Genomic DNA, 20,887 nt, shown 5'->3' with positions numbered 1-20,887 from the left:
CTACCGCTAACATCACTAGGAACAAATCTGCTCACCGCTTCGCGGTGAGCTATTTGATTTGATTCCCGCAGGGTTCACGGTGCCCCCGCTCGGCCCTCGCGACTTGACGCCGCGGGACGCCCCGACCTTTCGCGCAACAGATTTCCTCTGTGCGGCGATCATCTCGCGCCGGAACTTGCCCAGAGCCACGTGGATCTCACCCCAAGATGTGCCGCCAGCCTCCGAACGATTCCTTGCAGGTAGCCGGAAGACAGCGGTCACACCCATGATAGATACCGGTGTCGATACCTCTCTTGGAATGTTTTCCTTGCAGCCCTGCGACCGACGGGCTATGACACCCGCGGCCGCTTTATGGACGCTAAGCCCACGCGGCTTAGCGTATTTGACCAGCCCAGCCACCGACGTGTAGGCCGGGTCCACCTTGATTAGCTCGACGCCGCGCCGGTGGCACTTCGAGGCGAGCAACTGCTGATACTTCGCGTAGGCAAGACCCGACAGCGCCCGCGCCTGCGCGGGCGTCATCGCTGTCATGTCCTTCTTCTTGTCGGCGAAGTTGAGATCTTCGCCGGCGATCGGCTTGCGCACCTTCAGCGCATATTCGACCACCTCCTCCAGCGCATCGGACAAGATGGCGTCGCGCTGCCCGCTGCTCTTGCCCTCGAACGTAAGATCGATTCGCCACGCCTTGATGACGTTTCCGCCCGGATCGGTCTCTGCGACGGCAAGACGGTCGGCGTTGAAGTCGATGCCGATCGCGCCGAACTTACGGCTAAGGGTCGATACCTTCGTCTCCGGCCGATCAAACGAGACCATCAAGCGGTAGCCCTTGTGATCCTTGTGGATCAGCCAGGACAGCGCCTTGCCATCGCGTAGGGCGCGACGCAGATCGGCCTCATCGTACGGGAACGTCAGTCCAGGCAGAACGAGGTACTTATCCTTGCTCGTGAGTTTTTCCGGCCTCGGACCGCCGTCTGCCGGCCCGCAGGCAGCCGCCACGGCATCGGGCAACCTGATGCGCAGCGCGAGCAGGCCATCCTCACCAACAAACAGCGTGCAGGATTGGTTACCGCCTTTTTCGTCGCCGGATCCGAGGAAGAAACATTCATGGTTGCGCGCGGCATCCCAATCCTTCTTCCACGCTTTGTGATTGGCGTAGCCGTTCTCTGAGAGGTTGAACTGCTTGTGGAAGAGCTTGCGCGAGCCAAAGCAGATGCCGGGCACATTCGCGGCCAAGCGGACCCTGAACTCCTGAATCTGCTTGTCCAGGCGTTCGATCTTAAGTTCAATCTTGCGTTTTTGTTTGGTCCAGCGCTTGAACACCTTGGTGGTGACAAGAACTTTCTTCGACGCGATTTCCGCGAGCTTCTTGTCGTACCCTTTGAGACGCTCCTTCAGTTTTTGAACATCGCCGCGCTTGTCCTTGATGCCCTCTGTCAACAGCTCACGAACGCTGTCGATCGATCCCTGCAAATCGTTGAACAGGCCATTGAAGTAGCGGGCGGTGAGGCCGTACTGCTGGCAGAATTCAGTCTTGTAGTCCTTGGCCTTGCCACCATCTTTTGCCACGCGCGCGTAGAGCTTGCGCTTATGCAGGCCGTAGTGCGCGCACAGCCGATCCAGCACTGGAATGGCTTGCGACGCAATCGGCGGGCGCGTTTGGATGGTCAGTTGCAAGGGCAAAGTTCTTCGTTCTTAGTGTGCCGTGATTTAATCACATTCGCGTCCGCTTGCAAGGCTTTCAGATTTTTCCGACTGCGCGTGCCATACAGTCGCGGAGAGAAGACAGTCAGGATTTCGACCAGATCCTCGGTGAGTTGTTGTTCGCGCGAAATGTCTTCTTGTGCGTCGAGCACCACCACCTCGACATCGAAGACGTCGCAGATGCGGAACTCCGACCCGAAGCGCAGCAGCCGGTCCTTCGTCACGAGCACGATGCGCGTGACCTGACGCATCAGGATCTCCCGCAGCAGCGTCAGCAGGCCCTTCTTCTTGTAGTTCAATCCAGAGCCGAGGTCAGTAATGACCTCGATGTTGGGCCAGCATTGCTGCTCGCAATGTCGCTGTAGTCGAAGCGCCTGGCTTTGCAGTTGCCCCTTCTGGTCATGCGATGACACGCGGGCGTAGGCAATGGTCTTACCACCTTTTGGTGGACCGGCTTGTCTTAATGCATCTCGCATCTTGGCAAGGTCATAGCGCCTGTGACCTCCCAACGTGCGGCAGGCCGGCGTTAGCCGGCCTGCCTTGTCCCAGCGCCGCAGCGTTACCACGGCAACACCCAACATCACCGCCAATTCTCCAATCGAGCATCATTGCACAACGACTCCTCATCACAAATAATGTGGAGCGTACGCAACTAATGATCAGGTTTGGTTAGAGATTTGGGCTACTGTTGGAAACCCCAGCGCCTGCCGCAACATTGTCGGCTCCAGTACCTTTCGCGCACCCAGCTCGCGGACAAGCTGGGCGGAAACAGCCATCCGGATGGTGGGATGATCGTCGACGATCAGGGCTCAGTCCAATTGCGGCTCCTTCCGGTTCCTTGACGAGCGGCCAAGGATAGGGGGCCTGGACGCTTGCCGACGGCGGAATCCGCCACGTGGTCATGCAGCAAGGACTTCGCGTACCAAGGAAATTTCCGGCCGGACTGTAATCCGGACCGCTGTGAAAAGGAATCTATACGCCCGCTGCGTCGAGCACTTCGCTCAGCTTGCGGCTGGCATCCAGCGCCGCCGGGAATCCGCAATAGACCGCGCTGTGGACCATCAGCTCGCGCAGCTCCTGCGGCGTCACGCCATTGGCCAGCGCGCCGCGCAGGTGCCCGGCCAGTTCCTGCGGCCGGTTCAGCGCAATCAGCATCGAGACCGTGGCAAGGCTGCGCTGCTTGCGGTCCAGCCCCTCGCGCGTCCACACGGTGCCCCAGGCAAACTCCGTCACCAGTTGCTGCAGGCTGGTGTCGCCCTGCTGCGCGGCGGCGTCCAGTGCGCGCTGCACGTGGGCATCGCCCAGGACTTCGGTGCGCACGTTCAGGCCGGCTTCGAAGGCGGCGGTAGAGGCATAGGCGGGCTTCTGTTCGGGCTGGCTCATGGCGAGGATCTCCGGATCTGGCAGGAATGCCGGCATGTTATCCGAAGGCCGGCGCCACGAGCTGCTGCGCTTACTTCTGGTCGGCGGGCATGAAGCGCGGCGCCGGCGCCGAGCGCGGCACCTGGCGATCGCCCTGCGTGTGCAGGCGGTATGTGCCGCGCGCCTGGTTGTGCGGATGGCGTGCCGCCTCGTCGAGGGTCAGCACCGGTGCAAAGCACACGTCGGTGCCTTCCAGCAGCGATTGCCAGTGCGTGCTGGGCCGCGACGCGATGCGCCCGGCGATGCGTGCCTTCACCACAGGCCACTGGGCACGGTCGTACTGCGCGGCGGGATCGATGTCGGTCAGCTCGAGCCGTTCCAGCAGTTCGCGGTAGAACTGCGGCTCCAGCGCGCCGAGCGTGATGGCGCGCCCGTCGGAGCAGGTGAACACGTCATAGAACGGCGAATCGTGGAAGGGGCTCGGCTGCGGACCGCCCAGCGTGCCCGCGGCGCGCGACACCTGCACCAGCGAGCCGAGCATGGCGACGATGTCGGTGATCGCGGCATCCACCACGCAGCCCTGCCCGCTCGTGCGCGCATGCAGGATGGCGCTGGTGATGCCGAAGGCCAGGCCGAGCGCGCCGGTGGCATCGCCCATCACGGTCGGCGGCACCATCGGCAGCGCCCCGTCGCGCGCGGCCATCGACAGCAGCCCGGTCAGCGCAATGTAGTTCAGGTCGTGCCCGGCGCTCTGCGCCAGCGGCCCGGTCTGCCCCCAACCGGTCATGCGGCCATAGACCAGGCGCGGATTGCGGGCGTGGCAGTCCTTCGGGCCCAGCCCAAGCCGCTCCATCGCGCCCGGGCGCAGGCCTTCGATCAGGGCGTCAGCGCCTTGCACCAGCTCCAGCGCGGCGGCTACGCCTTCGGGCGACTTCAGGTTGATCTGCACGACCTGCTTGCCGTGCTCCAGCTCCATGTCGGCCGGAACTTCCTGCCCGCGCAGGATGCGGCGCGCGTCCGGCGCGACCGGCCGCGTCACCAGCGTGACTTCGGCGCCAAGGCCGGCAAGCATCGCGCCGCACAACGGGCCCGGGCCGATGCCTTCGAATTCCACGACCTTGATGCCGCGCAGCGGCAGGAGGTTGGCTGGCTGACTCATGGGTGCTGTCTCCGGTGGGCGCATCCCGGCGGCGCCGCAGGCTTGGCACGGGATCGCATTGTTCTTCTGTGACCGGCGGCGCTCTGGCTCGGGTGCCGCCGGCTGGTCCGGAAGTCATGCTACGCGCTGCACCCGCCAGCCGGCAATGGCGAAAAGTTTCATGTCAGTTGACCGATTCCGCCCCGGCAGCCGCCATCGTAAAAATGCGATGTGACTTGATCTATGTCTGGTCCCGGCGGGACACTAGCTGCCATGATGGTTCCAGGCGCCGGCGCGCCGATGCGGCAGCCCCGGCACTTTCGAACCACCTGGCCTGTTAAAACAGCCCCTACCCAGGAGATACCCGCCATGACCAATATCGTGCTCGCCACCGACGGCTCACCGTTCAGCGACGCCGCCGCGCATTTCATCGCCGAAGGCAAGCTGCTGCAGACGGGATTCACCGTGCATGTACTGCATGTCGCGCCGGAAGTCAGCGGCCAGGTGCGCGCCTTCGTCAGCAAGGAGACCATCGACGCCTGGCACCAGGAAGCCAGCGACAAGGCCATGGTCTCAGTCTGCGACATCCTGGGCGCCGCCAACGTGCCGTTCGAGCGGCACGCGCTGCATGGCTTTGCGCCGGAGCGCATCGTTTCCTTCGCGCGCTCGGTCGACGCGCAGGCGATCGTCATGGGCACGCACGGCCGCGGCTCGTTCTTCAACGCAGTGATCGGCTCTGTGGCAGGACGCGTGCTGGCGCAGGCGGATTGCCCGGTGCTGCTGGTGAAGGCGCCTGCGAAGGCTGCCAAGGCGTAACAACGAAAACGGACGCCGCGGCGTCCGTTCTACCTGCACAAGCCAGGATTATTCAGGCGCCCCACAGGGGCGCTTCGTCCATCAGCGCGACCTGTTCGCGCAGTTCCAGAATGCGGTCCTGCCAGTAGCGCGCCGTGCCGAACCACGGAAACGCCGCAGGAAAGGCCGGGTCGCGCCAGCGGCTCGCCAGCCATGCGCTGTAGTGCAGCAATCGCAAGGTGCGCAGCGCCTCCACCAGCCACAGTTCGCGCGGCTCGAATTCAGCAAAATCCTCGTAGCCGGCAACGATATCGGCCAGCTGGTCCTGCATGGCGGCGCGATCGCCTTCGAGCAGCATCCACAGGTCCTGCACGGCAGGCGCCATGCGGGTGTCGTCGAAATCGACAAAGTGCGGGCCGGCCGCGCCCAGCGCAGTGCCGCGCGCATCGTCTTGCCCGATCCACAGCACGTTGCCGCGATGGCAATCGCCGTGCACGCGCAGCAGGCGGACATCGCCTGCCCGGTCGTAGCAACGACGCACGCCGTCGAGCGCGAGATCGGCCACGGCCTGCCATGCCGGGCGCAGATCGTCGGGAATGCAGTTGTTCTCCAGCAGCCAGTCGCGTGAGGCCACGCCGAAGGTGTCGACGTCCAGCGTCGGTCGTGCCTGGTACGGCTGCGTGGCGCCAATGGCATGGATGCGGCCGATAAAGCGGCCAAGCCAGGTCAGTGTGTCGGAGCGGTCCAGCTCGGGCTCGCGTCCGCCGCAACGGGGAAACACCGAAAAGCGGAAGCCCGCATGATGCAGCAGCGTGCTGCCCGCCTCGCCGGCAAGGGCCGGGACGGCGGGAACCTCGGCATCCGCCAGCTGCTGCACAAAGGCATGTTCTTCGAGGATGGCGGCATCGGTCCAGCGGCCAGGGCGGTAGAACTTGGCCACTACCGGCGCCGCGTCCTCGATGCCGACCTGCCACACGCGGTTCTCGTAGCTGTTCAGCACGAGCAGCCGCCCGTCGGGACGAAAGCCGGCGCTTTCCAGCGCGTCGAGGATCAGCTCGGGCGTCAGGCCGGCATACGGGACTTCGTCATGGGCATGCATGGCCTGGCCGCCTCGTCCCGTGCCGCTCAGCGCGCCGGCTTGGCGCGGTTGCCGCCCAGCAGCGCCGCCTGCGGCGCGGGACGGCGGTTGCGTGCGGGCGCGCCGGCTGCATCCTGCGCCTGGCGCGGCTGCTGCGGCGCGGCGCGGTTAGGGTTGCGCGGCTGGGCCTGCCCGGCGTTGCGATTGCCGCCGGGCTGGGCGCCATTGGCTGCGGCGTTGCCGTTGCGCTGGCCACCCTGCGCCGGGCGACCACGCGATTGTCCTTGCGGCTGTGCGGCCGAAGCATTGCCTGCCGGACGCGCACGCGACTGGCCCTGCGGCTGTCCGCCCGCTGCGGCGGCTGGCCTGGCCGGCGCCTGGCCACGGCCGCGACCGCCGCCCTGCCCTTGTCCCTGCCCGCCGCGTTGCTGGCGTCCCTTCTGGATCGGCTCCGGCGCGATGGTCGGATCGACTTCGAACCCCGGCAACACCGTCTCTTCGATCTTGCGCTTGATCAGGCGCTCGATGTCGCGCAGCAGGCCGTGCTCATCGACGCAAACCAGCGAGATCGCTTCGCCCTCGGCGCCCGCGCGGCCGGTACGGCCGATGCGGTGCACATAGTCTTCCGGCACATTGGGCAGGTCAAAGTTGACCACGTGCGGAAGCTGGTCGATGTCGATGCCGCGCGCGGCGATATCGGTCGCCACCAGCAGGCGCAGCGTGCCGGTCTTGAACTCCGACAGCGCGCGCGTGCGCGCCGACTGGCTCTTGTTGCCGTGGATGGCCAGGGCCGACAGGCCGTCCTTGGTCAGCTGCTCGGCCAGGCGATTGGCGCCGTGCTTGGTGCGCGTGAAGACCAGCACCTGGTGCCAGTCGTGCTCGCGCACCAGATGCGCCAGCAGTTCGCGCTTGCGTTCGCGGTCGACCGGATAGACGCGCTGCGCCACCGTTTCGGCGGTGGTATTGCGGCGCGCGACCTCGATCGATGCCGGGTTGTTCAGCAGGCGGTCGGCCAGCGCGCGGATATCGTCCGAGAACGTGGCCGAGAACAGCAGGTTCTGGCGCTTGGCCGGCAGGATATTGAGGATCTTGCGGATATCGTGGATGAAGCCCATGTCGAGCATGCGGTCGGCTTCATCAAGCACCAGCAGTTCCACCTGCGAGAGATCGATGGTGCGCTGGGACACGTGGTCGAGCAGGCGGCCGGGCGTGGCCACCACGATTTCGACGCCGCGTTTCAGCTGTTCGATCTGCGGGTTGATGCCCACGCCGCCGAACATCACCATCGAGCGCAGCTTGAGGTATTTGCCGTAGTTGCGCACGCTCTCTTCAACCTGCGCAGCCAGCTCGCGCGTCGGCGTCAGCACCAGCGCGCGGATCGGCGGCTTGCCGGCACGTTGCGCACCGGCGCCGGCACGGGCCGCGGCCGACTCGGAAAGCAGCTGCAGCATGGGCAGGGTAAAGCCCGCGGTCTTGCCGGTGCCGGTCTGTGCGCCGGCCAGCAGGTCACCACCTTTGAGGATGGCGGGAATTGCCTGGGCCTGAATCGGGGTCGGCGTGGTGTAGCCCTGTTCGGCCACGGCACGCACAAGCTTGTCGGACAAGCCAAGTTCGGAAAAAGACATGAGTTGATGCTTCGGCCAGCCCGTTGCGCACGAGGTGCGCCAATCGCACGGATGACCTGGGTAATCTGGAGCGAGCCGGCCGGGGGGCCGGCGAAACAGGGCGACTGGGCCCGCTTACGTCGCGAAAGGTCGGTAGTGTACCAGCCCGGCAAGAACCGATTCTGCACATGATTCGATCGCCCGTGGCGGCGACGGCACACGCACGGCGTGAGGGTGGCGCTGCGCTATCATGGCGCCCATCGCGCTCCGTGCTCCGGAGCCACCGAACCCACACCGATCATGCGGTTCCGCTTTCTCGAAGATCAGGAAGTCACGCTGTTTGCGGCCATTCCGGTCGGCATCGCAGCAGGCGTCGTCACGACGCTGTTCAAGGAAGCGCTCGAATCCACCGGTGCTGTCGTCTTTGGCAGCCATGCCGACGTGGTGGCCATCTTCGCGGGCCTCGCGCTGGCGTGGCGCGTGATCATCCCCGCACTTGGCGGCGCCCTTGCCGGCGCCCTGCTCGTGCTCTCCAACCGCCTGGCCCGCAGCAATCCCGGCGCTGCCGACTATATGGAGGCAGTCGCGAACGGTTCCGGGCACCTGCCCGTCCGTATTACCTTGCTGCGCTCCCTGTCATCGTTCTGCTCGATCGTCAGCGGCAGCTCGGTCGGCAAGGAAGGCGCCATGATCCAGCTGGCTGCGCTGTGCGGTTCGCTGTTTCCCTCCACCCGCATTGAGAGCGCCGCCGGCGGCTCCAATATGCGCCGGATGCTCACGGCATGCGGTGCGGCTGCCGGCCTCGCCACCGTGTATCACACGCCGCTATCGGCGGCCGTGTTTGTCGCCGAAGTGGTATTCGGCGCGCTCGCAGTGCAAAGACTGATGCCGCTGTTCCTCGCATCGGTCGCCGGGGCGATGGTCAGCCAGTGGCATGGCGGGCTGCAGCCGCTCTACCCGGGGCTCAATATCTCCCTCGACCTGCGGCCGGAGATGCTGCTGGCCGCCGTGGCACTCGGCGTGGTGGCGGGCATTACCGGCGCACTGTTCCTGCGTGCTTCCGGCATCGCCCGCGCGCGTTTCTCGCACGTGCCTGGCGGGCCGGTTGCGCGCCTGGCCCTGGGTGGCGCACTGGTCGGCCTGCTGGCCATGGCGGTGCCGGAGGTCGTGGGCAACGGCTATTCGACGATCCAGACCATCCTGCAGGAACAGCCGCTGAGCGTGCCGGTAGCGGGCGTGCTGCTGGCCAAGCTGGCGGCCACGGTGATAAGCATGGGTTCCGGCGCGGTGGGTGGCGTGTTCACCCCCTCACTGTTCGTAGGAGCGGCGCTGGGCCAGTTGCTGGCCATCCTGCTCGGCATGCAGATGCCGGGATTCGCGGCAACGCCGGTGCTGTCGCTGGTCGGCATGAGCGCCTTCCTGGCCGCGACCAGCCAGGCGCCGCTGATGTCGGTGCTGATGGTGTTCGAGATGACGCTGTCGCCGGCGCTGCTGCTGCCGTCGATGATCGGCGCGGTGGCGGCGTACTACACGGCATCGCGCTGCCAGACGCTGTCGCTGTACAGCGTGATCGCCGAGCGGGTGCAGGCCTCGGCAGCTGTCGAGCATGCCCGCACCATGACCCTGTCCGGCCTGTGCGACCCCACCGATACCACCATCGACCCCGGCGCCACGCTGGCCGCCGCTGCCGACAAGTTCGCGGAAACCGGCACGCGCTATCTCTACCTGGTCGAGCCTGACGGGCGCCTGGTCGGCGCACTCTCGATCCACGCCGTGCAGCGCGCCCAGCGCGAGGGCTCCGACGCCACCCTGCTGTCACTGGGCGAGCGCGACTTTCCGGCACTGACGCCCGACTCGCGGCTGCGCGACGCGCTGGAAGTCTTCGCCGGTCACGGCATCAACCGCGTTCCGTTGATCCGCGACACCGGCAGCCGTGAGCTGCTCGGCACCGTTTCCAAGCAGCGTGTGCTGCAAGAGGCATCCTGTCTGTTCTGATTCCGGTTCGGCGACGGCAACCGCCAAGCAGGGCGAACGGGTAAAATGACGGGTTGCCCATTAACGCCTCACTATTTTCCAACCGCTTCGCCATCTGACGGAGTCCCCATGCCTGCTGGCCGTTCCGCGCAACCGAATTCGCGTCTTCTGAAGCTGCTGCACCCCCTGGCCGCCGCCGCGGCCGTGATGCTGTCGTCCGCCGTATTCGCCCAGCCGGTCCGGGTGATTCCCGACGACGCGCAGCAGGCAAAACTGGTCATCGCCGCGCCGGCGGCCAATGCGCCGCAGAGCGCGAAGCTGGACGGCAGGGTCGTCGGCGTCGCGCCGGGGCTGCGGCTGTTCGGCACCGACAACCAGTTGCTGAGCACCGCGGCCGTGGCCGGCCAGAAGCTACCGGTGCGCTACAAGCTCGACCTGTACGGCCAGCTGCTGACCGCCTGGGTGCTGAGCGAGCAGGAACAGAAGGCACTGAAGGCAAAACCTTAGTCCCCGGGCGGCGCGGATTCCCCCGCACCCTCCGTGTCGTTGCAACACCCTGATGCCCCCAGGTCAACCACTGAGATCGGCACCATGAAGAAAGTTTTCGTCAAGACGTACGGCTGCCAGATGAACGAGTATGACTCGGACAAGATGGTCGACGTCCTCAACGCCAGCCAGGGGCTGGAACCCACCGACAACGTCGAAGACGCCGACGTGATCCTGTTCAACACCTGCTCCGTGCGCGAGAAAGCGCAGGAAAAGGTGTTCTCCGAACTGGGCCGCATGAAAGCGCTGAAGGCGGCCAAACCCGACCTGGTAATCGGCGTGGGCGGCTGCGTGGCCAGCCAGGAAGGCGCGAGCATCGTCTCGCGCGCGCCGTATGTCGACGTGGTGTTCGGCCCGCAGACGCTGCACCGCCTGCCCGACCTGATCGCGCGGCGCCAGCGCACCGGCCAGTCGCAGGTCGACATCTCCTTCCCCGAGATCGAGAAGTTCGACCACCTGCCGCCCGCGCGCGTGGATGGCCCGAGCGCCTTCGTGTCGATCATGGAAGGCTGCTCCAAGTACTGCAGCTACTGCGTGGTGCCCTACACCCGCGGCGAGGAAGTGTCGCGTCCGTTCGAGGACGTGCTCGCCGAGATCGCCGGCCTGGCCGAACAGGGCGTGCGCGAAGTCACGCTGCTGGGCCAGAACGTCAACGCCTATCGCGGCGCGATGGGCGGCACCAGCGAGATCGCCGACTTTGCGCTGCTGATCGAATACGTGGCCGAGATCCCCGGCATCGAGCGCATCCGCTACACCACCAGCCACCCGAAGGAATTCACCTCGCGCCTGATTGAGCTGTACGGCCGCTGCGACAAGCTGGTGAACCATTTGCACCTGCCGGTGCAGCACGCTTCGGACCGCATCCTGATGGCGATGAAGCGCGGCTACAGCGTGCTGGAATACAAGAGCATCATCCGCAAGCTGCGCGCGCTGCGGCCCGATATGTCGCTGTCGTCGGACTTCATCGTCGGCTTCCCCGGCGAGACCGATGCCGACTTCGACAAGCTGATGGCAATGATCGAAGAGATCGGCTACGACACCTCGTTCTCGTTCATCTTCAGCCCGCGGCCCGGCACGCCGGCCGCCAACCTGTCGGACGACACGCCGCACGAGGTCAAGCTGCGCCGCCTGCAGCACCTGCAGGCCACCATCGAAGAGAATGTGCAGCGCATCAGCCGCGATATGGTCGGCACGGTGCAGCGCATCCTGGTCGAAGGCCCGGCGCGCAAGGACCCGACCGAGCTGCATGGCCGCACCGAGAACAACCGCGTGGTCAACTTTGCCCTCCCTGGCGTGCCGCAGGCCGGGCGTGACCGCCTGGTCGGCCAGATGGTCGACGTGAGCATTACGCAGGCCTTCCCGCACTCGCTGCGCGGTGAAATCGCGGTGCGCCAGTAAGCGCCGGCGTCGCGCAGAGACCCAACGTGCCCAAGATGAAGATTGCTTTCGCCGAATTCGTCGCCCCCAAGGACGACAACACCCGCCTGCAGAACCTGTGCGGTCCGCTCGATGAAAACCTGCGCCAGATCGAACAGGCGCTGGACGTGACCATCCAGCGCCGCGGGCACCGCATGACGGTGCGCGGCGCCAACGCGAACGATGCCGCAGTGGCGCTGGAGCGGTTCTACAATCAGGCGCGCTCGGCGCTCTCGATCGACGACGTGCAGCTCGGCCTGGTCGAGACGCGGCAGATTTCCGCCCACGGCGCCTACTTGCCGGAGAACGATGATGAGGTCAATGGCCTGCGCGATCTCGACGACGAATCGCCGGTGCTGCACACCCGCCGCGCAGGCCTGCACGGCCGCACCGTCGCCCAGCGCGACTACCTGCGCAACATCCTGTCGCACGACCTGACGCTGGGCGTTGGCCCGGCGGGCACCGGCAAGACCTATCTGGCCGTGGCCTGCGCAGTCGATGCGCTCGAGCGCGACGCCATCAAGCGCATCGTGCTGACCCGGCCCGCGGTGGAGGCCGGCGAGCGCCTCGGCTTCCTGCCCGGCGATCTCGCGCAGAAGGTCGACCCGTACCTGCGCCCGCTGTACGACGCGCTCTATGACCTGCTCGGCTTCGACCGCACGCAGAAGATGTTCGAGCGCCAGATGATCGAGATCGCCCCGCTCGCCTATATGCGCGGACGCACGCTGAACCACGCCTTCATCATCCTGGACGAGGCGCAGAACACCACGCCCGAGCAGATGAAGATGTTCCTCACGCGCATCGGCTTCGGCTCCAAAGCGGTGATCACCGGCGACACCACGCAGATCGACCTGCCCAAGGGCCAGAAGAGCGGCCTGGTCGAGGCCCAGCACGTGCTGCGCGATGTGCGCGGCGTGGCGGCCACGCGCTTTACCAGCATCGACGTGGTGCGCCATCCGCTGGTGGCGCGCATTGTCGATGCCTACGACGAATATCACGCCCAGCACAAGGACGCTTAATTGAATTCCAAGAACACCAAGTCTTCCGGCGCCAGCCTGATCCTGTTCGACGCCGACGGCCGCGCGCGCAAGAGCGCCGCGCACGCGCTGCGCGTGCAACTGCCTGACGGGCGCAGCCTGACGGTGGACCTGTCACTGGCCGCCGACGGCGTCGTGGCGCTGCTCGCCGAGCACACCGATACCCGCCAGCAGGCCGGCTTGCTGGTGCGCCCCGACAATCACGACGCCCTGTCGGTGGCCATCACCGCCACCCCGGTCGTGACCACCACCGGCACGCCAGCCACACCGCCGTCGCTCGAACTGGAAGTCCAGGAAGGCGACGGCGTCGGCAAGCGCGAAGGCCTGCCCAGGCGCCGCCAGATCGAAACCTGGGTGAAGTCGGCCCTGTACGCCGATGCGGCGCTGACCATCCGCTTTGTCGGCGAGGAGGAAGGCCGCACGCTGAACCGCACCTATCGCGGCAAGGATTACGCCACCAACGTGCTGACCTTTGCCTACGCCGAGAGCGAGGACGATCCGGTCACGGGCGACATCGTGCTGTGCTGCCCGGTGGTCGAAGCCGAAGCGCGCGAGCAGCACAAGCCGCTGGAAGCGCACTATGCGCACCTGATCGTGCACGGCGTCCTGCATGCGCAGGGCTACGAGCACGAAGACGACACCGAGGCTGAGGAAATGGAAGCGATCGAGACCGAGACGCTGCAGGCGCTCGGCTACGCCGACCCGTACCAGGACGAAGGCGCCGAACGCGGCGCACGCACGCATTGATGCAGCAAGACGGGCGCCGTTCGCAGCACATGGCGGACGGCTCTACTGGCCTGTCATCTTTGAAAACAGGCTTTTAGTGTATTCTTCAGACGATCTCCACCACGCGCTCGCCGCGACATGAACGACCCCTATCCCAGTTCGAAGCCTGCTCACCTGAAGCAGACGGATCGCCCCAGATCACTTCTCGAACGCCTGTCTGACTTTATTTCCCCTGAGCCGGATTCCCGCGCGGAGCTGCTCGAAGTGCTTCAGGACGCGCATGAGCGCAACCTGATCGATGCCGATTCGCTCTCCATGATCGAAGGGGTGTTCCAGGTTTCCGAACTGACCGCACGCGACATCATGGTGCAGCGCTCGCAGATGGATATGGTCAACATCGCCGACGCGCCGGAGGCTTTCATCCCCTTCATGCAGCAGACGGCGCACTCGCGCTTTCCGGTCTACGAAGGCAGCCGCGACAACATCATCGGCATCCTGCTGGCCAAGGACCTGCTGCGCTACTACACCGACGAGCAGTTCGACCTGCGCGAAACGCTGCGCCCGGCGGTCTTCATTCCCGAATCGAAGCGGCTGAACATCCTGCTGCGCGAATTCCGCATCAACCGCAACCACATCGCCATCGTCGTCGACGAGTACGGCGGCGTGGCGGGCCTGGTCACCATAGAGGACGTGCTGGAGCAGATCGTCGGCGACATCGAGGACGAATTCGACCTCGACGAGGACCACGACAATATCCTGCCGCTGCCCGACGGCGGCTGGCGCGTGCATGGCCTGACCGAGATCGGCCAGTTCAACGAGGCCTTCGGCACGGGCTTTTCCGACCACGACGTCGATACTGTTGGCGGGCTGTTGTCCAACCATCTTGGCCACGTCCCGCACCGCGGCGAAATCATCACGCTGCCGCCGGTCCGCTTCGAAGTGCTTCGCGCCGATGCCCGGCAGGTCCACCTGCTGCTCGTGCACCGCGAATCTCCCGCAAGCTCCGCCGCCGTGGCTGACGCATGAAGCGTCAGGCCCCGACCTGGACCGGCGCCGCCAGCGCCGGGCGCGAACGGACGCGCGGCGCCACCATGACACGGCTGTTGCTGGCCGGCGTCCTCGGCATTGCCCACACGCAGGCCTTCGCGCCGCACGACTGGTGGTGGCTGCAGCTGCTGTCGCTGGCCGGACTTGCCGCGCTGCTGGCCGATGCCCCGCGCGCGCGCATCGCGGCCGCCACCGGCTATGCCTTCGGACTGGGGTGGTTCCTGTCCGGCATCTGGTGGCTCTATATCAGCATGCATGTCTACGGCGAGATGCCGGCATGGATGGCCGCGCTGGCGGTCGTGCTGTTCTCCGGCTACCTGTCGCTGTATCCGGCACTGGCCGGCGCGGTCTGGCACCGTGTTTCGTCCCGCCTGCCCCGCTCCGTGTTGCTGGCGCCGCTGGCGTTCGGCGCGGCGTGGGGGCTGTCGGAATGGCTGCGCGGCGTGGTCTTTACCGGCTTCCCCTGGTTGTCGGGCGGCTATGCGCATACCGATGGGCCGCTGGCGGGCTTTGCGCCGCTGATCGGCGTCTACGGGATCGGTGCGCTGGCCGCAGCCACCGCGACATTGCTGGTCGCGGCGGTGCGGGTCCTCGGCCAGCGCGACTGGCGCCGCGGCGCGCCGGCGGTCGTCATCGCGGTCGTACTGCCTGCCGCGGGTGCCGCGCTGGCGCCGCTGGCGTGGACAACGCCGGCGGGCAAGCCCATTTCGGTCAGGCTGCTGCAGGGCAACGTCGCACAGGACATCAAGTTCGAAGCGGCCGGCATCGAGCGCTCGATCGAGCTGTACCGCGACATGATCACGGCCGCACCGGCTGATCTCGTGGTAACGCCCGAGACCGCCTTTCCGGTGATCCTCCAGGAGCTTCCGGTCGAAGTTGCCGTAGCGGTACGCGACTACTCCATCCAGACCGGCACCACCGTGCTGTTCGGTGCCGCCGGCGCCGATTCCCCGGTCGACTTCACCAACAGCGTGTTCGGCCTCGGGCCGCAGACTGAGCGGCTCTATCGCTACAACAAGCACCACCTGGTGCCGTTCGGCGAATTCATTCCGCTCGGCTTCCACTGGTTCGTGGACATGATGAAGATGCCGCTCGGCGATTTCCGTCGCGGCGGGCACGACCAGCCATCGCTGCCCGTGCGCGGCATTCGTGTGGCGCCCAATATCTGCTATGAGGATCTGTTCGGCGAGGAAATCGCGCAGACGCTGCGCCAGCAGGACGTGCCTGCGAACGTGCTGGCCAACCTGACCAACCTGGCGTGGTTCGGCGATACCATCGCGCTCGACCAGCACTTGCAGATCTCGCGCATGCGCGCGCTGGAAACGCGCCGCCCGATGCTGCGCTCGACCAATACCGGCATGACTGCCGTGGTGACGCCCGATGGCGCCGTCCAGGAGCGGCTGCCGACGTTCACGGTCGGCACCCTGACCGCGACGGTACAGGGCATGCAGGGCATGACGCCGTTTATCCGATGGGGGAATGTGCCATTGCTGGCGGTGTGCGTGCTCGTCCTGGCGCTGGCTGCCTGGCGCGCGCGCCGGGCCGGCTGATTCGGGCCCCGGGGCAACATCTGCTGCCTCCCCTGCGCGGGTAGCGCCAGGGGTCTTGCCGGGCAAGGCTCCGCGGTGGTGTCGCCGCCGCGGAACCGGCATTCAACCTGTCAACCTGTTCAGCTCATCAGGCCGGTAACGACCGAGACGGCTGCCGCAGCGATCATGACTGCGATGGCGACCAGATAAGGCTTGCGAGAGAGAAGTGTCATGATCAACGTCCCCAAAAATAAATAACCGACAGTCAAACCCCCGAGGCTGCCCCGGATACGGCCGCCGCCGGCGGCCAACTGTCTATCGCAACTCTCTGTAGGGGTTGCTTACCAATACTGTATACAAAAACGATATCGGCAAGGGCGGGAACAACCTGAAATCCGATTCGGTATTTTCCCGATGCGTTGCGAAAGGCCGACACGGCCCGCAGGCCTGCCAAACGGGGCTGGCAGGCAAAAAACCGATAGAATTCGGGGTTTGGCACAAATCACGTGCGGCGGTCCCTGCACTTGCCTGGCGGGCGCTTCGCCCCCGCGCAGCCCGGCGCCCTGGCGGGACCTCTACCTAGTCTTCATATGCTGACCTTCCAACAAATGATTCTGACCCTGCAGGCCTACTGGGACCGGCAGGGCTGCGCACTTCTGCAACCCATCGATCTGGAGGTCGGCGCGGGGACTTCACACGTGCATACGTTCCTGCGCGCGATCGGGCCCGAGCCCTGGCGCGCCGCCTACGTGCAGCCGTCGCGCCGTCCCAAGGACGGGCGCTACGGCGACAACCCCAACCGCCTGCAGCACTACTACCAGTACCAGGTGGTGCTCAAGCCCGCGCCCGAGAACATCCTCGAGCTCTACCTCGGATCGCTCGAGGCACTGGGCCTGGACCTGAAGCAGAACGACATCCGTTTCGTCGAGGACGACTGGGAGAACCCCACGCTCGGCGCCTGGGGCCTGGGCTGGGAAGTCTGGCTCAACGGCATGGAGGTGACCCAGTTCACCTACTTCCAGCAAGTGGGCGGCATCGACTGCAAGCCGATTACCGGCGAAATCACCTACGGCATCGAGCGTCTGGCGATGTACCTGCAGAAGGTGGAGAACGTCTACGACCTGGTCTGGACCGAATGGGTCGAGAACGGCGAGACCCGCCGCCTGACTTACGGCGACGTGTACCACCAGAACGAAGTCGAGCAGTCGACCTACAACTTCGAGCACAGCAACACGGAAATCCTGTTCCGCCACTTCTCCGAGCACGAGGGCGAGGCCAAGCGGCTGATGGGCGATACCGGCGAAGCCGCCGACGAGGCTGCCGCCAGGAGCGCAACGCGCCTGGCGCTGCCGGCCTACGAGCAGGTCCTGAAGGCCGCCCACACGTTCAACCTGCTGGACGCCCGCGGCGCGATTTCCGTGACCGAGCGCGCCGCCTACATTGGCCGCATCCGCAATCTGTCGCGGCAGGTGGCGCAGGCCTACTACGATTCGCGCGAGGCCCTGGGCTTCCCGATGTGCAGCGGCGGGGCCAAGGCATGACCATGCTCGTGCGCAGCACGCTCTGCTGCGCCGTGATGCTGGCCGCGCTGGGTGCCGCGAGCAACGCGGCTGGCGCGCGCACCAGCACACAGGCGCCGACCCCGCAGGCGCTGCTGCTGCCGGCCGACCTGTCGAACGTGTGCGAGGCAGACCCGCAGGCGCTGCAGCAGGCCATCGCGCGCCACTGGCGGCCGTCGCTGAACGCGCTCGACCAGTGGACGCAGCTGGTGCGCTCGTTCTCGTGCGACCTGTCGGGCTCGAAGGATCTCGGCTGGCACCGGGTGCCGCTGCGCGCGTACGAAAGCGCGATCCGCTACCCGCTGACCTGGGTCGAGTACGAAACCCGCAACGGCCGCTCCCGCCGTACCGTCAAGACGTACTACTCGGCCGCGCAGCTGCCGCCGAAGATCGACTTCTGGGTGGGCGGGCGCATCGACGAGATCCGCTATGACAAGCGGCTGCGCCGCATCGACGCGCGCTTCCCGGCCGCGGGCAGCCGCGGGGTCGCGAGCGGCCCGGCCAGTGCAGCCGCCGCCGCGGAGTGCGCCTCGACCACGCTGCAGTTCCGGCAACAGAACGGCCTCTGGCTGCTGTCCGGAGTAGAACCTAATCTTTCGCCGCGCTGCTAATTGCCGCGCGAGCCACTACTTGTTGGAAACGATTCATGTCGCAACCCATGACCGACTCGCTGCTGATCGAACTGTTCACCGAAGAGCTGCCACCCAAGGCGCTGGCGCGCCTGGGCGACGCCTTCGCGCAGGGCCTGTTCGCCGGCCTCGGCGAGCGCGACCTGCTTGAGCCCGGTGCCGCCGTGACGCCCTACGCCACCCCGCGCCGCCTGGCAGCGCTGGTGACCGGCGTGCGCCGCAGCGCGCCGGACCGCGAGCAGCGCGAGAAGGTCCTGCCGCTGTCCGTGGCGCTGGACGCCAATGGCGAGCCCACCGCCCCGCTCGGCAAGAAGCTGGCGGCGCTGGCCAGGTCGGTCGGCGTTGCCGAAATCGACTGGCAGACCCTGGAGCGCGCTTCCGACGGCAAGGCCGACGCCTTCTTCTACCGCTACACCGCGCGCGGCGCCGAACTGGCTGCGGGCCTGCAGGCCGCGCTGGACGACACCATCGGCAAGCTGCCCATCCCGAAGCTGATGAGCTACCAGCGCCCGGACGGCAGCACCGTGCACTTCGTGCGTCCGGCGCACAGCCTGATCGCGCTGTTCGGCGCGGAAATCGTGCCGGTCTCGGTGCTGGGCCTGGATGCCAGCAACGTCACGCAGGGTCACCGCTTCCTGTCGCACGGCGTGATCGAGATCACGCACGCCAATGACTATGCGAAGCAGCTGGAATCGGCCGGCCGCGTGGTCGCCGGCTATGCCGACCGCCGCGAGCGCATGCGCACGGCCCTACTCAAGGAAGCCGGCCCCGACCAGGTGATCATGCCCGAGGCGCTGCTCGACGAAGTGAACTCGCTGGTGGAATGGCCAGTGGTCTACGCCTGCCACTTCGAGGAAGCCTTCCTCGCGGTGCCGCAGGAATGCTTGATCCTGACCATGCAGACCAACCAGAAGTACTTTGCGCTGACCGATGCCGAAGGCCACCTGCGCAACCGCTTCCTGATCGTCTCGAACCTCGCCACCGACACGCCGCAATCGATCATCAGCGGCAACGAGCGCGTGGTGCGCCCGCGCCTGGCCGATGCCAAGTTCTTCTTCGACCAGGACCGCAAGAAAACCCTGGCCTCGCGCGTGCCGCAACTGGGCAGCGTGGTCTACCACAACAAGATCGGCACCCAGCTCGACCGCGTGCAGCGCCTGCAGCAGATCGCCGGCCATATCGCCGATGCGCTCAACGCGGCCGGGGTGCCGGTGGACAAGGCCGCCGCCATGCGCGGCGCCGAGCTGGCCAAGGCTGACCTGCTGACCGACATGGTCGGGGAGTTCCCCGAACTGCAGGGCACGATGGGTACCTATTACGCACGCCACGACGACGAAGCCGAAGACGTGGCGCTGGCCTGCTCCGAGCACTACCGCCCGCGCTTTGCCGGCGACGCGCTGCCGGATGGCGCCGTCAGCACTGCCGTGGCGCTCGCCGACAAGCTCGAAACGCTGGTCGGCATCTGGGGCATCGGCCTGCAGCCGACTGGCGAGAAGGATCCGTTCGCCCTGCGCCGCCATGCGCTCGGCATCCTGCGCATGCTGATCGAAAAGCCGCTCGCGCTCTCGATCGAATCGCTCCTGGCGCTGACCGAGCAGGCCTTCGCCGGCATCCCGGCGGTCAAACCCGCCCGCGAAGCCATCACCGACTTCCTGTACGACCGCGTGCGCGGCTACCTGAAGGACAAGGGCTACACCACCAATGAAGTGGAAGCCGTGGTCAGCCTGCGCCCGCAGACGCTGCACGACGTGCTGGGCCGCATGGAGGCCGTGCGCACGTTCGCCGCGCTGCCGGAAGCCGAGGCCCTGGCCGCCGCCAACAAGCGCATCACCAATATCCTGCGCAAGACCACGGAAGCCATCGGCGCCGTCAACCCGGCGCTGTTCCGGGAAGAGGCCGAAGGCGCGCTGCACGGCGCCATCGAGAAGGTGCGCCCGGCGGTGGAAGCCGCGTTCGCGAATGGCGACTTCACCGCGGCCCTGCGTGACCTGGCGCAGCTGCGCGATGCCGTCGACCGTTTCTTCAACGACGTGATGGTGATGGCCGAAGACGCGCAGCTGCGCGCCAACCGGCTGGCGCTGCTGGCCTCGCTGCACACGCTGGCGAACCGCGTGGCGGACATCTCCAAGCTGGCCGCCTGACCAGCGTACCCGGAGCCAGACATGCCACAGACGCCCCCAAGGTTTGTCATCCTCGACCGCGACGGGGTCATCAACCTCGACAGCGACCAGTTCATCAAGTCGCCCGACGAATGGATTCCCATCGCGGGCAGCCTCGAGGCCATCGCGGCGATGAACCAGGCGGGCTATCGCGTGGTCGTAGCCAGCAATCAGTCCGGCATCGGCCGCGGCCTGTTCGAGATGAGCGCGCTCAACGCCATGCACGAAAAGATGTACAAAGCGCTGGCCAACCTGGGCGGTCGCGTTGACGCCGTGTTCTTCTGCCCGCATACCGCGGCAGACGCCTGTGACTGCCGCAAGCCGAAGCCCGGCATGCTGGAGCAGATCAGCGAGCGCTTCGGCGTCGAGCTCAAGGGTGTGCCGGTCGTGGGCGACTCGCTGCGCGATCTCGAAGCCGGCGTGGCGGTTGGCTGCACGCCGCACCTGGTGAGGACCGGCAAGGGCCAGAAGACGCTGGACAAGGGCGGCCTGCCTCCCGGTACGCGTATCCATGACGACCTGCGCGCGTTCTCGCGCTGGCTGACCATTGGCGAAGGCGCCCAGCGCCCGCCCGCTTCCTGACACAC

The 20,887-nt window shown here is 66.3% G+C and carries 18 protein-coding genes; 12 read left to right on the top strand and 6 right to left on the bottom strand.

From position 1 onward, the window contains the following. Positions 1–15: 15 nt before the first annotated feature. The 4 genes from RM96_RS25160 to RM96_RS25145 all read right to left on the bottom strand — a co-directional run bounded on the left by RM96_RS25160 (position 16) and on the right by RM96_RS25145 (position 4,222). Entirely contained in the window at positions 16–1,674 is a 1,659-nt protein-coding gene (locus tag RM96_RS25160) for an IS200/IS605 family accessory protein TnpB-related protein (protein ID WP_052279733.1), read from the bottom strand. Beyond that, positions 1,665–2,300, bottom strand: a complete 636-nt coding sequence (locus RM96_RS25155; RefSeq protein ID WP_052279732.1) for an IS607 family transposase — start codon at positions 2,298–2,300, stop codon at positions 1,665–1,667. The genes RM96_RS25160 and RM96_RS25155 overlap by 10 nt, the downstream gene beginning before the upstream one ends. A 373-nt stretch (positions 2,301–2,673) precedes the next feature. Beyond that, positions 2,674–3,084 carry a carboxymuconolactone decarboxylase family protein gene (locus RM96_RS25150; RefSeq protein ID WP_039014577.1) on the bottom strand — a complete coding sequence of 137 codons (411 nt, stop codon included), beginning with the start codon at positions 3,082–3,084 and terminating at the stop codon, positions 2,674–2,676. A gap of 70 nt (positions 3,085–3,154) precedes the next feature. After that, positions 3,155–4,222: a CaiB/BaiF CoA transferase family protein gene (locus RM96_RS25145; protein WP_039014445.1), complete on the bottom strand. Its 1,068-nt coding sequence runs from the start codon at positions 4,220–4,222 to the stop codon at positions 3,155–3,157. Positions 4,223–4,570: 348 nt separating this feature from the next. On the opposite strand from RM96_RS25145, the gene RM96_RS25140 reads away from it, so the two are divergent. Further along, positions 4,571–5,017 carry a universal stress protein gene (locus RM96_RS25140; RefSeq protein WP_039014444.1) on the top strand — a complete coding sequence of 149 codons (447 nt, stop codon included), beginning with the start codon at positions 4,571–4,573 and terminating at the stop codon, positions 5,015–5,017. Positions 5,018–5,069: 52 nt separating this feature from the next. Here the strand turns inward: RM96_RS25140 and RM96_RS25135 are convergent, their stop codons facing one another. Continuing rightward, positions 5,070–6,095: a serine/threonine protein kinase gene (locus tag RM96_RS25135; RefSeq protein WP_039014443.1), complete on the bottom strand. Its 1,026-nt coding sequence runs from the start codon at positions 6,093–6,095 to the stop codon at positions 5,070–5,072. A gap of 26 nt (positions 6,096–6,121) precedes the next feature. Then, on the bottom strand, positions 6,122–7,699 hold the full coding sequence (locus RM96_RS25130; protein ID WP_039014442.1) for a DEAD/DEAH box helicase: 1,578 nt from the start codon (positions 7,697–7,699) through the stop codon (positions 6,122–6,124). Between the two features lie 279 nt (positions 7,700–7,978). On the opposite strand from RM96_RS25130, the gene RM96_RS25125 reads away from it, so the two are divergent. The 11 genes from RM96_RS25125 (at position 7,979) to gmhB (ending at position 20,882) form a co-directional block, all read left to right on the top strand. After that, positions 7,979–9,673 carry a ClcB-like voltage-gated chloride channel protein gene (locus RM96_RS25125; RefSeq protein ID WP_039014441.1) on the top strand — a complete coding sequence of 565 codons (1,695 nt, stop codon included), beginning with the start codon at positions 7,979–7,981 and terminating at the stop codon, positions 9,671–9,673. Positions 9,674–9,781: 108 nt separating this feature from the next. After that, positions 9,782–10,159, top strand: a complete 378-nt coding sequence (locus RM96_RS25120) for a hypothetical protein (RefSeq protein ID WP_039014440.1) — start codon at positions 9,782–9,784, stop codon at positions 10,157–10,159. An 84-nt stretch (positions 10,160–10,243) separates the two neighbouring features. Beyond that, entirely contained in the window at positions 10,244–11,596 is a 1,353-nt protein-coding gene (gene miaB / locus RM96_RS25115) for a tRNA (N6-isopentenyl adenosine(37)-C2)-methylthiotransferase MiaB (protein WP_039014439.1), read from the top strand. Between the two features lie 35 nt (positions 11,597–11,631). Next, positions 11,632–12,633 carry a PhoH family protein gene (locus RM96_RS25110; protein WP_039014438.1) on the top strand — a complete coding sequence of 334 codons (1,002 nt, stop codon included), beginning with the start codon at positions 11,632–11,634 and terminating at the stop codon, positions 12,631–12,633. Next, positions 12,634–13,398, top strand: a complete 765-nt coding sequence (ybeY, locus tag RM96_RS25105; protein WP_039014437.1) for an rRNA maturation RNase YbeY — start codon at positions 12,634–12,636, stop codon at positions 13,396–13,398. It abuts the gene before it with no gap. 117 nt (positions 13,399–13,515) lie between these two features. Then, positions 13,516–14,403 (top strand): HlyC/CorC family transporter, encoded by an 888-nt coding sequence (locus RM96_RS25100; RefSeq protein WP_039014436.1) that lies wholly within the window; start codon positions 13,516–13,518, stop codon positions 14,401–14,403. Further along, a complete protein-coding gene (gene lnt / locus RM96_RS25095) occupies positions 14,400–15,974 on the top strand; it encodes an apolipoprotein N-acyltransferase (RefSeq protein ID WP_039014435.1) in 1,575 nt (524 codons plus the stop codon). The genes RM96_RS25100 and lnt overlap by 4 nt, the downstream gene beginning before the upstream one ends. Before the next feature lie 569 nt (positions 15,975–16,543). Continuing rightward, the gene (gene glyQ / locus RM96_RS25085; protein WP_039014433.1) at positions 16,544–17,494 is read left to right on the top strand and encodes a glycine--tRNA ligase subunit alpha; all 951 of its coding nucleotides are present in this window, start codon (positions 16,544–16,546) and stop codon (positions 17,492–17,494) included. Beyond that, entirely contained in the window at positions 17,491–18,123 is a 633-nt protein-coding gene (locus RM96_RS25080) for a hypothetical protein (RefSeq protein ID WP_039014432.1), read from the top strand. Before glyQ ends, RM96_RS25080 begins: the two co-directional genes overlap by 4 nt. A 35-nt stretch (positions 18,124–18,158) precedes the next feature. After that, entirely contained in the window at positions 18,159–20,282 is a 2,124-nt protein-coding gene (gene glyS / locus RM96_RS25075; RefSeq protein ID WP_039014431.1) for a glycine--tRNA ligase subunit beta, read from the top strand. 21 nt (positions 20,283–20,303) lie between these two features. Beyond that, on the top strand, positions 20,304–20,882 hold the full coding sequence (gmhB, locus tag RM96_RS25070; protein WP_039014430.1) for a D-glycero-beta-D-manno-heptose 1,7-bisphosphate 7-phosphatase: 579 nt from the start codon (positions 20,304–20,306) through the stop codon (positions 20,880–20,882). Positions 20,883–20,887: the final 5 nt, after the last annotated feature.

The sequence above is a fragment of the Cupriavidus sp. IDO genome, from assembly GCF_000812465.1.
Lineage (GTDB): Bacteria > Pseudomonadota > Gammaproteobacteria > Burkholderiales > Burkholderiaceae > Cupriavidus.
This window is presented reverse-complemented; position numbering and strand designations above follow the sequence as displayed.

Bases quoted from the DNA above. Each gene is read 5' to 3' on its own strand.
- gmhB (WP_039014430.1), top strand. From the start codon at position 20,304: ATGCCACAGACGCCCCCAAGGTTTGTCATCCTCGACCGCGACGGGGTC.
- glyQ (WP_039014433.1), top strand. From the start codon at position 16,544: ATGCTGACCTTCCAACAAATGATTCTGACCCTGCAGGCCTACTGGGAC.
- RM96_RS25130 (WP_039014442.1), bottom strand. From the start codon at position 7,699: ATGTCTTTTTCCGAACTTGGCTTGTCCGACAAGCTTGTGCGTGCCGTG.
- RM96_RS25145 (WP_039014445.1), bottom strand. From the start codon at position 4,222: ATGAGTCAGCCAGCCAACCTCCTGCCGCTGCGCGGCATCAAGGTCGTG.
- miaB (WP_039014439.1), top strand. From the start codon at position 10,244: ATGAAGAAAGTTTTCGTCAAGACGTACGGCTGCCAGATGAACGAGTAT.
- RM96_RS25125 (WP_039014441.1), top strand. From the start codon at position 7,979: ATGCGGTTCCGCTTTCTCGAAGATCAGGAAGTCACGCTGTTTGCGGCC.
- lnt (WP_039014435.1), top strand. From the start codon at position 14,400: ATGAAGCGTCAGGCCCCGACCTGGACCGGCGCCGCCAGCGCCGGGCGC.
- RM96_RS25110 (WP_039014438.1), top strand. From the start codon at position 11,632: ATGAAGATTGCTTTCGCCGAATTCGTCGCCCCCAAGGACGACAACACC.
- RM96_RS25100 (WP_039014436.1), top strand. From the start codon at position 13,516: ATGAACGACCCCTATCCCAGTTCGAAGCCTGCTCACCTGAAGCAGACG.
- RM96_RS25135 (WP_039014443.1), bottom strand. From the start codon at position 6,095: ATGCATGCCCATGACGAAGTCCCGTATGCCGGCCTGACGCCCGAGCTG.
- glyS (WP_039014431.1), top strand. From the start codon at position 18,159: ATGTCGCAACCCATGACCGACTCGCTGCTGATCGAACTGTTCACCGAA.
- RM96_RS25150 (WP_039014577.1), bottom strand. From the start codon at position 3,084: ATGAGCCAGCCCGAACAGAAGCCCGCCTATGCCTCTACCGCCGCCTTC.
- RM96_RS25120 (WP_039014440.1), top strand. From the start codon at position 9,782: ATGCCTGCTGGCCGTTCCGCGCAACCGAATTCGCGTCTTCTGAAGCTG.
- RM96_RS25080 (WP_039014432.1), top strand. From the start codon at position 17,491: ATGACCATGCTCGTGCGCAGCACGCTCTGCTGCGCCGTGATGCTGGCC.
- RM96_RS25140 (WP_039014444.1), top strand. From the start codon at position 4,571: ATGACCAATATCGTGCTCGCCACCGACGGCTCACCGTTCAGCGACGCC.